A 12,910-nucleotide genomic window follows, 5' to 3' on the forward strand; every position below is an offset into this window, starting at 1 on the left:
ATGTCTTAAAAGCGAGGATATACTGGGAGCCGCCGCAGCAGCCTTTTCACGACGCGTCTTTTCGGAGGAGCAAATGGGGTTGAGCAATATGACGCCTTTCAGACAGCTAACTCGCGCATATGGCGCGTTGCTCTCGGCAAGCAACTCGCTGGCTGCGATCGCCAGAAACACATCGGAAGGCAATCATCCGGCCACATCCAACTTTGAGACGCATGCACTTGCGCAGCAGGTCGCAGCCCTTACTGCAAAGCTGGAGACTCTTTCCGCCCAGCCTCGCTCGAATGAACACGCGCCCGGCAGCCTTTCGCAACCTTCGTACGATTTCAATCTGCTGCTGCATCAGGCTCGTAGCGCATTGATGCGCGATATGCCGCCGAACGCCGATCGTCTGGTTAGCGTCGGTTGTTCCGGTCGGTGGTATTTCGACTGGATCGAACAGACTTATGGCTATGTGAACCAGCATCTTGGAATCGAGTACTACTCACCTAAACCGGATTCGCTACCGGACAACGTCAAATGGATCGCGAACACCGCCGGAAACATGGAGGCGGTTGCGGACAGGAGTTGCGACTTATTGATTTCCGGGCAAAACATTGAGCACCTGTGGCCTGACGAGATCGCGGATTTCCTCGTCGAATCCGCGCGCGTCCTAAAAACCGGTGGCACGCTGTGCGTGGACTCTCCTAATCGAACAATTACAGAGTTGCTTAATTGGAGTCACCCAGAGCACACGATAGAGCTCACCGCCGTGGAAATGAGGCATCTTCTTCAACTAGCGGGCTTCGAGATCTCAAAACAAGCTGGCATCTGGCTGTGCCAGGACCCGCAAACCGCACGCACGTTGCCGCTGGATCCCAACACTGACGATCCCCACTGGTCTGTAGCGGAGCGTGTGTTTTCGGCCGCGGACAAGCCCGATCACTCGTTTATCTGGTGGATCGAGAGCCGGCGTACGGCACGCGCACCTGATAAGGACGCTATCCGGGCGTATTTAGCAACGATTTATGCGGTCGCATGGCCCGAACGCATCCAACGACTGATCGTCGTCTCGGGGAAGGCAGAGCATCGCGCAGATGGCGAGTGGCTCATCCTGCCACCAGCACACGAGGGACTTGTGTTCTATGGTCCGTACATGCCGTTACGCGCGGGATCGTATCGGATCACGTTCGAGTTCGATCCAGACCCGGCAGCCGATACCTCTTTCGCCCGATGCGACATCATTGTCGGACAAGAAACCAGGATGCTGGATCAGTGTGAAGTGTTGTCGGGACAGACGCACGTAACTTTCGAGATTCAGATCCACAAAATGGAATTTGGTGCTCAGTTCCGCTGTATCAGTCTCGGTCGCTCAGGATTTGCGGTGCGCAGACATATCACTTTGGTTGAAACGGTGAACGAAACGTCCTCCTTGGCTGAAGCTCCTTGAGCAGACTGCAAGGCCCGTATTAAACGTCAGCCGTCGGGAATGGGGCGCGGATTACGCCAAGGCTTGACACTGTCCACGGTCCACTGTCAGTTGAGACTTCCAGTCGTTGATGTGATGGAAGGCCGGGCGCCCATTGCGCCAGGCTAGAGCGGTACGGACACATTGCGATGAAACTAGCACGTCCGCCTATACCCACGCCGACCTTCTCCGCAAAAAACAAAAGGGCTACGCGAAAAAAATCGCGTAGCCCTTCGATCTGACTGGTACGGCAGGAGGGGCTCGAACCCCCGACCCTCGGCTTAGAAGGCCGATGCTCTATCCAGCTGAGCTACTGCCGTATTGACTGGCGCCTGCACCGAAGCGCAACGCGCGGCGAACCGCGCGACCCGATGCAAGCTGAAATTCTAACTGAGCGGGGTCCGGATTATAACCGATCGCCCGCACCGCCTCAGACCGGCTGCGGATGCAGCATGAACCAGCCGAGAAACACGATCCCCGCGATCACGCAGTACACCCCGAACGAGCCGAGACGTCCGCGGCCTTCGAAATAGCGCATCAGGAATCGCACACTCAGATACGCGGCGATCAGCGTCAGCACGCCGCCGAGCAGCGCGTCGGCCAACTGGTCCGGCGCATGCAGCAGCTTCGGCAGTTCGAGCAGGCCGGCCGCGAAGATGATCGGCGTGCCGAGCAGGAACGAAAACTCCGCGGCCTTCTCGGCGGTCAGGCCCGCCGCGTTGCCGGCGATCATCGTCAGACCGCTGCGCGAAAAGCCCGGAATCAGCGCGCCGATCTGTGCGAGACCGACGAAGAAAGCCTGGCGGAACGTCAATTTCTCCGGTGCCCGATGCGCGCGCGCCCGTTGCAGACGATCGCCGACCCACAGCAGCACGCCGTTGACGATCAGCGCAATCGCGACGATCCGCAGATCATGAAAAATTCGCTCGAGGTGCTTTTCCAGCAGAAGGCCAACCAGACCCGCGGGAATCGTGCCGATGATCAGCGCCCACATCATGTGGCCGTCGTCATTGCGGCGGCCGCCGAGCGACGCGAAGAAGCCGCGCACCAGCGCGCACCAGCGCGCGCGGAAGTACCACAGCAGCGCGAAAGCGGTGCCCAGATGAAGCGCGACGAGGAACGGCAGCAGCTGCGGCGCATGCTTATCGATATGCATGCCGAACAATGCGGGCACGAGCAGCGTGTGGCCGAGGCTGCTCACCGGAAACAGTTCGGTGACGCCTTGCAGCACGCTCAGGAAAATCAGAAACGACAGGTTCACGCGGCGGTCCTTGTAAGGAAAGTGGCGGGGAACTGCGCGCCGCACAAAGCAAAGGTTCGGCGCGTCAAAAGCGCACCGATTATGCCTGGCAGCCAGCGCAGCGCCAAGCGGTCAGGCCACATTCGGGGAGATATTGACGCGCTGCGACACAACTTCACACGGTTGTTACGCGAGGGCAAGGAAAGCGGCCCGAGCGACCGCAATCGAGGAGTAATAATGTTGAAAGCCATTCGCAACGATGAGCATGCAAAACGCTCGACGGACGCATTAAACGCGAACAGCGAAAAGGCGAAACTGTCTGAGGCGAAACGGTGCCCCGCAGCGGTGGCAGCCGCCGCTCAGTCCGGCAACGGCCAATGAGAATCAGCGAAACCCAGCGAAACTCAACGTTTGAGCGAGTGGAAAAAGAAATACGTACTTGCCGTGAACATACCGAACAACGCGACCGCCATTGCCATTGCGAGATCCATCGTGCCCTCCTGAGCCGAACCGCCCGGGAGTCAGAATTGCCGGACGCTCGGCAGATTATCGGCAAGGTTCGCGCTATCGCGACACTCGCAATTTCCCCAGAAGGGTTTCCCCGTAGCACAAAGCAGCGCAAAATCGCGGTTCCGCGCCCCCGTCAACCTCTTATCTGGCTATTCATTCACCATGCCCCTCTCCCCGGAACAGGACATTCTCGAGATCGACCAGGACGCGTCGGTGCTCCGCTTTTCGCCGCAGGCCGGCGGCCGTCTGCTGTCGTGGATCATCGACGGCGAAGAAGTCATCCACTGGCCCGAGCACGCGGACTGGAGCGTGCCGGCCCGCATTCGCGGCGGCAATCCGCTGCTGTTTCCGTTTCTCGGCCGCCATCGCGTCGACGGCAAGATCGGCTACTGGCGCGATGAGCAGGGCACGGTACGCGAGCTGCCGATGCACGGCTTCGCGCGCGACCTGCCGTTCGAGGCTCACGCCGACGTGCGCGGCGCCGGCCTGCGGATGGTGCTGACCGACACCCCGGCAACCCGCGCGGCCTATCCGTTCGGCTTTCGCTTCGAAGCCGCGTACGAGCTGATCGACGCGCGCACGCTGGAGGTCACGTTCACCACCACCAACACCGGCGATACGCGGCTGCCCTACTACGCCGGCCACCATTTCTACTTCACGCTGCCACACACGCAGCGCGCGGACACCACGCTCGAACTGCCGCGCACCGAGCGTTGCCATCAGCAGGAAGACGGCTCGATCAGCGCCGCCGAGCCGGGCGCGCCGCGCTACACGCTCGACGAAGCGCGCATCCACGACCGCTTCCACTGTCTCGCCGGCACGCCCGATCAACCGGTGCGGCTGATCGCGCCGGGCCTCCAGCGCGTGATCACGATCGATCTGCAACGGCCCGGCTCGGTGCCCTGGTACGCGGTGACGACCTGGACCGAGACGCCTCAATCGGACTTCTACTGCGTCGAGCCGTGGCTCGGCCTGCCGGATGCGATTCACAACGGCCGGGGCTTGCGCTGGATCAAACCGGGCCAGACCGAAACGGCGACGCTGCGAATCAGCGTCGAAAAGACGGGCTGAGAGTGACGCGGCCGCCCGGCCGCGTTACTCCGGTGCGCCGTTTGTCAGCACCCGGCCGCACCTCACCCGCACCCGTTCGCGGGTGCGGCCATGCAAAACCGTTAGAATCGAACGCTTTGTCTCCTCTGCCGCGTGATCGGGATCGGCGCGCGGCGGCGCTTTGCGAGGTCCAATGCTGGAAACAACAAGAATCAAACGACTCGGCTGCGCGGCACTGCTCGCGCTGCTCGCCGCGTGCGGATCGGCACCGGTGGGTCCGGGCTACTACCGGGTCGAACGGGGCGATACGCTGTCGAAAATCGCGCGCGGCAACCGTCAGTCGGTGCAAAACATCGCGCGCTGGAACAACCTGAGCAACCCCGACGCGATCGAGGTCGGTCAGGTGCTGCGCGTCGCGCCGCCGGCCGGCGCCGCCTCGACGAGCGGCGCGATCCGCAGCGGCAACAACGGCGGCGCAAGCGCGTCGGCGTCGGCCGCGCCGCGCACGGCACCCGCCGACACTGGCGCGACCGCCGCGCCCGCCGCGATCTCGCTGGTGTGGCCGACCGACGGCAACGTGATCCGCCGCTTCGACGGCTCGAACTCGAAGGGCATCGATATTGCCGCGGCACCCGGCACGCCGGTCGTCGCCGCGGCACCGGGCACCGTCGTGTATGCGGGCAACGGTTTGCGCGGCTACGGCAATCTGCTGATCCTCAAGCACGACGCCGAGTATCTGACCGCGTATGCGCACAACCGCGCGCTGTTCGTGAAAGAAGGCGAAGCGGTCAAGCGCGGTCAGAAAATCGCCGAAATGGGCGACACCGACAGCGATCGCACGATGCTGCATTTCGAGCTGCGCTATCAGGGCCGCTCGATCGATCCGTCGAAGGCGCTACCGCCGCGTTAAGCGGGCGCAGCGGGCCGCGGCGCGCCGCCCCGCGGCCCGGTAACCCGGCCCCCAGACGCGGCAACCCGGCGTGCTATAAACAACGCTCATTCGCGGCGGCGTGGCCTCAGGCCGCGCCGCCTCCCGCTATTTGCAAGGAATCCGACATGAAGAGCGCATTGGCGCGCGTCGCGACAGCCGCGGCGCTCGGTGCAGGTCTGCTGACGCTCGGCAGCCTCGGCGGCTGTTCGACCACCACCACGATGACCTATTTGCCGAGCGGCGACGCCGGCTTTGCGATCAACTGCAGCGGCACCGATGCGAGCACCAGTTGGGCCGAGTGCTACAAGCGCGCCGGCGAGACCTGCGGCAGCTATGGATACGACGTGATATCGAAGGACGTCGACAACGGTGCGACTTCCGGCGGCACGATCGGCGGCATTTTTGGCGCAAACGTGAAAAACCGCTCGATGGTGATTCGCTGCAAACAGTAAGGTTTCTCGAATAACGATTCCCGCTTGAACGCTGTTCCGCGTTAGCTGGCGCGTGTGATCTCACCGCGCCGGCTAGCGGCGCAGTCGGCGCCCCGAGAGCGGATCGATGCGAGCGGCAAAGCGCAGCAGCAGCGCCAGCGCAAACGGCCAGAGGCCGACGAAGATGAGCAACCAGGTCATGGGCCGCGCACGAAAAATAATCCGCCATCATCGGGCGCGCGTGTGAATTCGCGGTGAATACATTCAAACTCGCCACTCGCGACCACGTAATCCACGCCACGTAATCGCCGACGTAAAAACAGACAAAAAAAAGCCCGGCACGAGGCCGGGCTAACGGGGGTTCGGCGCATATCGGCAAAGGACCGGTTCACCATGCGCCAGAACGAAATCTAACAATCCCCATTTACCAGCGCAATCGCTTAATGTCGCGGTCAATGTTACTCGCCGTACGGTTTTCGCAAACCGTGAATCGGCAATGTCGGAATGCGACCGGCCAAATGCGCCGACCGCGCGATATCGATATCGATCAGTCAAACGATTCGAAATACCTGAAGGCCGCACCAGCCAATGCGCTGCGCATGTCTGCGGAAATCGGCCGAAAAATGCCTGACGAATAGGCTGTGGCTGTTTTTAACTAACCGGTACGGCGTAATGGCACCGGTTTGTCCATGTTAAAGACTTGGTGCGCAACCGCACGTAACGCAGCGAATAGTTTTCACCGCACCTGTGAATAAGCGGCGCTAATTCATCACAACAAAAATTCGCGAACAGCGAAACCATAATAGCGGCAAATACACCGACCAATGAACCGCGCGGCCCAAACTCCGCTATTCGCTTCCACCACTCGTTCACTAACTGGACATTAAAGCGAAGCATCGCGTCGCTACAAACGCCGCGCCGTTGCCATTGAATCCGCTCGCATCACGGTTCAGAATCGAAAACTCGATTCAACCGGCTCCCCGCATTAGCGCGCCGCCCGCGCGCGCCGATGGTTTATAGTGACGGCCCCGTCCGACCCGCGCATACGATGAATTCCAACGACGCCTCCCACAGCCCCCTGTACGCGAAGCTGCTTGGCGAAACCGCCAAGATCGGCTGGAGCGAACTCGAACGTTTCTTTGCGCGCGGCATGCTGCTGCGCGTCGCGCGCGACCTCGATCTCGTCAGCGTCGCCGAGGCGATCGCCAGCGACGACACCGCCCAGGTCACGCAATGGCTGTCCGCGGGCCTCGTCGAACGCGTGCAGGCGGAGACCGCCGCCGACTTCGCCGCGCGCGACCCCGACTTGTGGGCGGTCGTCGTGTCGCCGTGGGTCTGCGTGCAGGAGCGCTCTTGAGCGACGCCGCGCCCGAGGCCGCGAAGCCCGGGCACGCCGACCCTGCCCCCGACGGCGCGGCGCCCGCGGTGCCGGTACGCTGGCATCGCCGGGTGCTCGCACTCGCGTTTCCGATCGTCCTCGCCAACCTGACGCAACCGATCCTCGGCGCGGTCGATACCGCCGTCGCCGGTCATCTGGACGGCGCGGCGTACCTGGGCGGCGTCGCGCTCGGCGGACTGTTCTTCAACTTCGTGTTCTGGGGCTTCGGCTTCCTGCGCATGGGCACCACCGGCCTCGTCGCGCAGGCGCACGGCGCGGGCCGTGACGACGAGTTGCGCTATACCGTGCTGCGCGCGCTGTTGCTGGCCGCCGGGATCGGCGCGTTCGTGCTGCTCGTGCAGCAACCGCTGATCGGCTACGCGTTGCGCCTGATCGGCGGCAGCGACGCGGTGCAGCGCCACGCGCTGGTCTATTGCCATGCGCGCATCTGGGCCGCACCGCTCGCGCTCGGCAACTACGTGGTGCTCGGCTGGCTGCTCGGCACGCAGCGCGTGCGGCTCGCGCTGCTGTCGCAGGTGTTCATCAATAGCGTGAACATCGTCGCGGTGCTGCTCTACGTGTACGCGTTCGATTGGGGCGTGGCCGGCATCGGCGCAGCCACCGCGACCGCCGACGCGCTCGGCTTCGTGCTCGGTCTCGCGCTGTTGTGGCACGGCCGGCCGCGCGGTCTACCGGCGCTCGAGCGCGCCGCGCTGTTCGACGGCGCGGCGTTGAAGCGGCTCGTCGTGCTCAATCGCGACATCTTCGTGCGCACGCTGTGTCTGCTGGGGTCGTTCGGCTGGTTTGCGCATCTCGGCGCGCGCCAGGGCGACGCGACGCTCGCCGCCAACGCGCTGCTGCTCAATTTCCAGACCTTCATGGCGTACGGTCTCGACGGCTTCGCGCATGCGGCCGAGGCGCTGGTCGGCGCGGCGATCGGCGCGCGCGACCGGCACGGCTTCGTGCAGGCGGTCAAGGTCACCGCGCTGTGGTCGGCGCTCGGCGCGATCGGCTTTTCGTTCGCGTATTGGGGCGCGGGCGCGTGGATCATCGAACGTCTGACCGATCAGGCCGCGGTGCGCGCCGCGGCGCAAACCTACTTGCCGTGGGCCGCGTTGTCGCCGGTGATTTCCGTTTGGGGATTCCTGCTCGACGGCGTGTTTATCGGCGCGACGCGCACGCGCGAACTGATGGTGTCGATGGTGATCTCGCTCGCGGTGTTCGTGGCGGCATCGTCCACGTTGCTCGCCGTGCAAGGCAATCACGGCTTGTGGATCGCGTTGCTGATCTTCATGGCCGCGCGCGGGGTGACGTTGGGGCGGTATTTGCCGGGGGTCGCGCGGGGGATCGGGGCGGCATAGTGATGTGCGGGCAGCCTTGGCGTATCCGTTTGTGTCGGATATCTCGCAATTGAGATGCCCTCGTTCGCGCCCAGCGACGGCGCACGCGGAGCCGCTTGCACAGGACCGGTCGGAGCCGCGGCCACAGCCGGTTACCGGTTGAAACAAGCACATACATATCGCATCGGGCGCGCGCCCTAGAATGCCCTCAGCCCGCACTCTCCGCGCGAACAGTCTGTGCGGGTCAGAGGCGCCGGCGTGCCCGCGCCGGTGCTTCGCCTCTTTCCTTCTTCCGCGTCGCCGCGGCGGCGCATTATGTGAGGGCCACGGTCATTCGCCGGTCGGCGCGGGCACCATCGAAGGCGGCCGGTCGTCGGTCGGCACGCCATGGTAATCGGCGGGGTCTTGCGGCGGCCCGCGATGATGGGTCGACGGGTTGTCCGCGCAGCCGGAGAGGCCGGCGCACAGCAGCAGGGCAAGGGTCACGATACGAATCATCTGCAAACATCTCCTGAGACATGGGCGGAAGGTTGGCCGCCGAAGCGCGAAGAGTCTACCCGCAAAGCAGGTTGCGCGGCGGCGCACAGGAGCCACGCTCCCATTTCGTGAGATTTCACGAGACCTGAACTACTATGACGTCATGATCGCTTGTTTCGGGAGACTGCCATGGACGCTGAATCGATCGCGGGTCTGGTCGGGCTTGGAATTGGCCTGGCGGTGCTGGTGGCGCTGTCGGTTTTCGAATCGCGCATGTACCGGCGCGAACACGACGGCGAAGGCATGCTGCATCACTGGTTCACCCATCAGCATGTGCTGCATTTGCCGCACTGGAAGCGTCCGCGTCATTGACGCACGGCGGTGCCGACGGATGCTGCGGCGATCGGCATGCCGCGCGATACGCGCGCCGGTTATCGACCGTCGTTTGCATTAAACATGCCTGTACGCCCGACTAGGGATTGACGTGCCTAGGGCAGTGCACGTACAATCTTTGATTCGTCGGAGCGTAGCGCAGCCTGGTAGCGCATCTGATTTGGGATCAGAGGGTCGAAGGTTCGAATCCTTTCGCTCCGACCACGAAAAGCCGTACAAAAACCCGCGTAGCCTCTGGCTTCGCGGGTTTTTGCTTTTGGGCTCGCCAACTCTTGCGCTATGCGTAGCGCCCGATGGCGCGCGCCCACAAACGCCGACTCTCCCCGCCTCGGGCACTCGCCTTGCAAACCCGCCTGGGCGATGCGACAGTGCTCGCGCGTGAGCCGCGTCGACCGCATCCGCGCGGCGCCGCGCAAACGCTTCGCGCGCACGCCCCAGCCCGCTTGCCGATCCGCCGCCCCACAACCACCACCAGGAGACATGCATGGACCTAATCCTCTGGCGACACGCCGAAGCCGAAGATGTCGCCTCCAGCGATCTCGCCCGCGCGCTCACCACGCACGGCCGCAAACAGGCGCAGAACGCGGCCAAGTGGCTGCGCAGCCGTCTGCCCGACGACGCGGTGGTCCTCGCGAGCCCCGCGGTACGCACGATCCAGACAGCGGAAACGCTCAGCGACCGCTACCGCGTGGTCCGCGAACTGGCGCCGAATGCGAGCGCGAACGACGTGCTCGAAGCGGCCGGCTGGCCCGGCGGGATCGCGCAGACCGTGGTGATCGTCGGCCATCAACCGACGCTCGGCCACGTCGCCGCGCAGCTGCTCGGCAACAGCGGCGCGAGCTGGCCGCTGAAAAAAGCCGGCATCTGGTGGATCGCGAGCCGCGAGCGCGACGGCGCGGAACAGGCAGTGCTGCGCGCCGCGATCAGCCCCGATCTGATCTGAGCCACAGCGGCGGCGCACCGCCGCCGCGCGCACCAGCTAGGCGGCAACGCTTACGACCCGTCATCCAATCGTCACGGCTTTGCCATGCAAGCGTCACCCCGCATTACTACATTGGCGAAAAAAGACATCCCACTTTTTTCGATCAGGACCGCCAATGCGAGAACTGCCGACGCCCACCCTGCCCTTCGCCTCGCTGTTCGAAGCGCGCCGTCTGCCGCGTGCCGAGGAAACGGTCACCGCGCAGCATCGCCTGCAAGTATCGTGGGCCCGTAGCGACGAGGAACTGCGCGAAGCACAGCGTCTGCGCTACCGCGTGTTCGCCGACGAAATGGGCGCGCGCCTGTCCGGCCCGGCCGGTCTCGACGTCGATGCATTCGATTCATACTGCGATCATTTGCTGGTGCGCGATCTCGACACGCTGAAGGTGGTCGGCACCTATCGCGCGCTGCCGCCGCATCAGGCCGCGCGCATCGGCCGTCTGTACGCGGAAAGCGAGTTCGACGTGTCGCGTCTCACGCATCTGCGCGCGAAGATGGTCGAGGTCGGCCGCTCGTGCGTGCATCCCGACTATCGCAGCGGCTCCGTGATCATGTCGCTGTGGGCGGGCCTCGCCGCGTATATGAAACACAACGGCTACGAGACGATGCTCGGCTGCGCGAGCGTCGCGATGGTCGACGGTGGCCACTATGCGGCCAATCTGTACTGCTCGCTGCGCGAGAGCGCGCTGACCGCGCCCGAATATCGCGCGTTTGCGCATACGCCGTTGCCGGTCGACGAACTGCAGACCGGCGCCGCCGTCACGCCGCCGCCGCTGGTCAAGGGTTATCTGCGGCTCGGCGCGAAGATTTGCGGCGCGCCGGCGTGGGATCCCGACTTCAATACCGCGGACTTTCTGACGCTGTTCCGTCTGTCGGATATCAACGCGCGTTACGCGCGGCACTTCCTCGGCGATGCGATGCCCCGTTGAGCGTCGCCGCCTTCGCAACATGGCCGCGCATGAAAAAGCCCTGCAAATGCAGGGCTTTTTCACTTCAGCTTCAGCTTCAGTTGAAGCACGCGCATCGGCATCCGCCGTGCCGCATTGAAGCGCACGCGCGACGCGTTCGCGTCAATCCTCCGTATAAACCACCCGATACGGAATCCCAACTTTCTCCCACTCCGCCGCCTCCTGAATCAGGCTGTAGTCGGTCAGCGGATTATTGACGACCCATGTGTTCGGCAAGCGCACCTCGTAACCGCCATTGGCCTGCGCGACCGCGATCCACGGCAGCCCGACATCGGAACGGCGCCGGCACAACAGCGCCGCGAGCCGCAGACAGAACAGCAGCGGCCATTCGACCTCGCGCGTCTGCGCGAGCTTGCCGAGCTTGCCCGCATGGCCGAGCACGAGCCCAGCGACGCGCGCCTGGTCGGTGCGCGAAAACCCCGGCATATCCGCATTGCTCGCGATATAGGCCGAATGCTTGTGATAAGCGCTATGCGAGATCGACAGGCCGATTTCATGCAACGCGGCGGCCCAGCCGATGAACATGCGGTTTTCCTCGCGGCGTTCCGCGTCCGGCTCGATCAGCTGATCGTAGAAGCTCGTCGACAGGTCGCCGATGCGCGCCGCCTGCGCGCGATCGACCCCGTAGCGGCGCATGAAACCCTCGACCGTCACAGTGCGCATGTCCTCGTGCTGCGAGCGCCCGAGCAGGTCGTACATCACGCCCAGGCGCAGCGCGCCGTCGGTGGTGTCGACGTAGTCGACACCGAGTTCGTCGAACACCGCGATCATGATCGACAACCCGCCCGCGAGCACCGGCACGCGGTCGCTCTTCAGCGCGACCAGTTTCAGCCGGTTCACATTCTCGGCCTTGATCAAAGCCCGCTTCAGACGTTCGAGACCGCCGCGCGAAATGCCGTGCGTGATGCCCGCATCGTTGAAGCCGTTCGCCTCGACCAGTTCGGCGAGCGCGCGCGCGGTGCCCGACGAGCCGATCGCCTGCTCCCAGCCGGTTTCCTTGTATTCGGCGGAAATGATCTGGATTTCGCGGCGCGCGGCCAGCTCGGCCTGGCGCATCGTGTATTCATCGACGTTGCCGGCCGGGAAAAACGCGCGGCTATGGCTGACGCAGCCGATATACAGGCTCTCCATCTTCAGCGGTGTGTAATGCGAACCGATAATGAACTCGGTCGAGCCGCCGCCGATATCGACCACCAGCCGCTGCCCCGCGCTCGCCGGCACCGAATGCGCGGCGCCCGCGTAGATCAGACGCGCTTCCTCGCGCCCGGCAATCACTTCGATCGGAAAGCCCAATGCCGCCTGCGCCTCGCCGAGAAACTCGCCGGCGTTCTTCGCGATGCGCAGCGTATTGGTCGCCACCGCCCGCACGCGGTCCGGATGGAAATCGCGCAGGCGCTCGCCGAAGCGCTTCAGCGCGTCCCAGCCACGCACCTGCGACGCGCGATCGAGCATCTTGTCGCGCGACAGTCCGGCGGCGAGCCGCACCGGTTCGCGCAGCGCGTCGACCTGATAGATCTGGCTGCCCGCATCGGTTTCCTCGACCCGGCCGACGATCAGCCGGAAGCTGTTCGAGCCGAGATCGACGGCGGCGAGAAGTTGGGAGGTATTGGACATCGGGTAGGCGGACTCCATACGCGCAAGCGCGGCGGCTGCGGGCGCGGCGGCGGACCCGGCAGGCGCCGCGCGCTTGCCGGGCGGTTTCGGCGCCGCCAGCGCGCCGTGCCCCTGGCGCGCATCGCGGCCGGCCGCGCTGTTCAAAGACGCCAT

The 12,910-nt window shown here is 64.2% G+C and carries 13 protein-coding genes and 2 tRNA genes; 11 read left to right on the forward strand and 4 right to left on the reverse strand.

All coding sequences use genetic code 11. From position 1 onward, the window contains the following. Nucleotides 1-73 precede the first annotated feature (73 nt). Complete coding sequence (locus LJ656_RS20150) at nucleotides 74-1,426, forward strand: methyltransferase domain-containing protein (protein ID WP_230511142.1); 1,353 nt, start codon at nucleotides 74-76, stop codon at nucleotides 1,424-1,426. 261 nt (nucleotides 1,427-1,687) lie between these two features. Here LJ656_RS20150 and LJ656_RS20155 read toward each other — a convergent pair. Together LJ656_RS20155 and LJ656_RS20160 are read right to left on the reverse strand one after the other, a co-directional pair. After that, nucleotides 1,688-1,764, reverse strand: a tRNA-Arg gene (locus LJ656_RS20155). Nucleotides 1,765-1,874: 110 nt separating this feature from the next. Continuing rightward, complete coding sequence (locus tag LJ656_RS20160) at nucleotides 1,875-2,705, reverse strand: undecaprenyl-diphosphate phosphatase (protein ID WP_230511143.1); 831 nt, start codon at nucleotides 2,703-2,705, stop codon at nucleotides 1,875-1,877. Nucleotides 2,706-2,921: 216 nt separating this feature from the next. Between LJ656_RS20160 and LJ656_RS20165 the strand changes: the two genes are divergently transcribed. The 6 genes from LJ656_RS20165 to LJ656_RS20190 all read left to right on the forward strand — a co-directional run bounded on the left by LJ656_RS20165 (nucleotide 2,922) and on the right by LJ656_RS20190 (nucleotide 8,345). Next, nucleotides 2,922-3,065 (forward strand): hypothetical protein, encoded by a 144-nt coding sequence (locus LJ656_RS20165; RefSeq protein ID WP_230511144.1) that lies wholly within the window; start codon nucleotides 2,922-2,924, stop codon nucleotides 3,063-3,065. A gap of 291 nt (nucleotides 3,066-3,356) precedes the next feature. Beyond that, nucleotides 3,357-4,265, forward strand: a complete 909-nt coding sequence (locus tag LJ656_RS20170; RefSeq protein ID WP_230511145.1) for an aldose epimerase family protein — start codon at nucleotides 3,357-3,359, stop codon at nucleotides 4,263-4,265. Between the two features lie 172 nt (nucleotides 4,266-4,437). Then, nucleotides 4,438-5,154 (forward strand): peptidoglycan DD-metalloendopeptidase family protein, encoded by a 717-nt coding sequence (locus tag LJ656_RS20175; RefSeq protein ID WP_230511146.1) that lies wholly within the window; start codon nucleotides 4,438-4,440, stop codon nucleotides 5,152-5,154. A 146-nt stretch (nucleotides 5,155-5,300) separates the two neighbouring features. Beyond that, nucleotides 5,301-5,627: a hypothetical protein gene (locus LJ656_RS20180; RefSeq protein WP_230511147.1), complete on the forward strand. Its 327-nt coding sequence runs from the start codon at nucleotides 5,301-5,303 to the stop codon at nucleotides 5,625-5,627. A gap of 1,027 nt (nucleotides 5,628-6,654) precedes the next feature. Then, on the forward strand, nucleotides 6,655-6,963 hold the full coding sequence (locus tag LJ656_RS20185; protein WP_230511148.1) for a DUF2288 domain-containing protein: 309 nt from the start codon (nucleotides 6,655-6,657) through the stop codon (nucleotides 6,961-6,963). Further along, nucleotides 6,960-8,345 carry an MATE family efflux transporter gene (locus LJ656_RS20190; RefSeq protein WP_230511149.1) on the forward strand — a complete coding sequence of 462 codons (1,386 nt, stop codon included), beginning with the start codon at nucleotides 6,960-6,962 and terminating at the stop codon, nucleotides 8,343-8,345. Before LJ656_RS20185 ends, LJ656_RS20190 begins: the two co-directional genes overlap by 4 nt. A 309-nt stretch (nucleotides 8,346-8,654) precedes the next feature. Here LJ656_RS20190 and LJ656_RS20195 read toward each other — a convergent pair whose 3' ends face one another. Next, nucleotides 8,655-8,822 carry a hypothetical protein gene (locus tag LJ656_RS20195; RefSeq protein ID WP_230511150.1) on the reverse strand — a complete coding sequence of 56 codons (168 nt, stop codon included), beginning with the start codon at nucleotides 8,820-8,822 and terminating at the stop codon, nucleotides 8,655-8,657. A gap of 168 nt (nucleotides 8,823-8,990) precedes the next feature. Here LJ656_RS20195 and LJ656_RS20200 point away from each other — a divergent pair, with 168 nt between their 5' ends. The 4 genes from LJ656_RS20200 to LJ656_RS20215 all read left to right on the forward strand — a co-directional run bounded on the left by LJ656_RS20200 (nucleotide 8,991) and on the right by LJ656_RS20215 (nucleotide 11,104). Continuing rightward, nucleotides 8,991-9,173: a hypothetical protein gene (locus LJ656_RS20200; protein ID WP_230511151.1), complete on the forward strand. Its 183-nt coding sequence runs from the start codon at nucleotides 8,991-8,993 to the stop codon at nucleotides 9,171-9,173. Nucleotides 9,174-9,321: 148 nt separating this feature from the next. After that, nucleotides 9,322-9,398, forward strand: a tRNA-Pro gene (locus LJ656_RS20205). A gap of 280 nt (nucleotides 9,399-9,678) precedes the next feature. Next, a complete protein-coding gene (locus LJ656_RS20210; protein WP_230511152.1) occupies nucleotides 9,679-10,137 on the forward strand; it encodes a SixA phosphatase family protein in 459 nt (152 codons plus the stop codon). Between the two features lie 154 nt (nucleotides 10,138-10,291). Continuing rightward, entirely contained in the window at nucleotides 10,292-11,104 is an 813-nt protein-coding gene (locus LJ656_RS20215; protein WP_230511153.1) for a GNAT family N-acetyltransferase, read from the forward strand. 141 nt (nucleotides 11,105-11,245) lie between these two features. Here LJ656_RS20215 and ppx read toward each other — a convergent pair whose 3' ends face one another. Then, entirely contained in the window at nucleotides 11,246-12,910 is a 1,665-nt protein-coding gene (gene ppx, locus LJ656_RS20220; RefSeq protein WP_425605971.1) for an exopolyphosphatase, read from the reverse strand.

The organism is Paraburkholderia sejongensis, from assembly GCF_020880815.1.
Classification (GTDB): domain Bacteria; phylum Pseudomonadota; class Gammaproteobacteria; order Burkholderiales; family Burkholderiaceae; genus Paraburkholderia; species Paraburkholderia sejongensis.

Bases quoted from the DNA above. Each gene is read 5' to 3' on its own strand.
- LJ656_RS20150 (WP_230511142.1), top strand. From the start codon at position 74: ATGGGGTTGAGCAATATGACGCCTTTCAGACAGCTAACTCGCGCATAT.
- LJ656_RS20165 (WP_230511144.1), top strand. From the start codon at position 2,922: ATGTTGAAAGCCATTCGCAACGATGAGCATGCAAAACGCTCGACGGAC.
- LJ656_RS20170 (WP_230511145.1), top strand. From the start codon at position 3,357: ATGCCCCTCTCCCCGGAACAGGACATTCTCGAGATCGACCAGGACGCG.
- LJ656_RS20175 (WP_230511146.1), top strand. From the start codon at position 4,438: ATGCTGGAAACAACAAGAATCAAACGACTCGGCTGCGCGGCACTGCTC.
- LJ656_RS20180 (WP_230511147.1), top strand. From the start codon at position 5,301: ATGAAGAGCGCATTGGCGCGCGTCGCGACAGCCGCGGCGCTCGGTGCA.
- LJ656_RS20185 (WP_230511148.1), top strand. From the start codon at position 6,655: ATGAATTCCAACGACGCCTCCCACAGCCCCCTGTACGCGAAGCTGCTT.
- LJ656_RS20195 (WP_230511150.1), bottom strand. From the start codon at position 8,822: ATGATTCGTATCGTGACCCTTGCCCTGCTGCTGTGCGCCGGCCTCTCC.
- LJ656_RS20200 (WP_230511151.1), top strand. From the start codon at position 8,991: ATGGACGCTGAATCGATCGCGGGTCTGGTCGGGCTTGGAATTGGCCTG.
- LJ656_RS20210 (WP_230511152.1), top strand. From the start codon at position 9,679: ATGGACCTAATCCTCTGGCGACACGCCGAAGCCGAAGATGTCGCCTCC.
- LJ656_RS20215 (WP_230511153.1), top strand. From the start codon at position 10,292: ATGCGAGAACTGCCGACGCCCACCCTGCCCTTCGCCTCGCTGTTCGAA.
- ppx (WP_425605971.1), bottom strand. From the start codon at position 12,910: ATGGCGTCTTTGAACAGCGCGGCCGGCCGCGATGCGCGCCAGGGGCAC.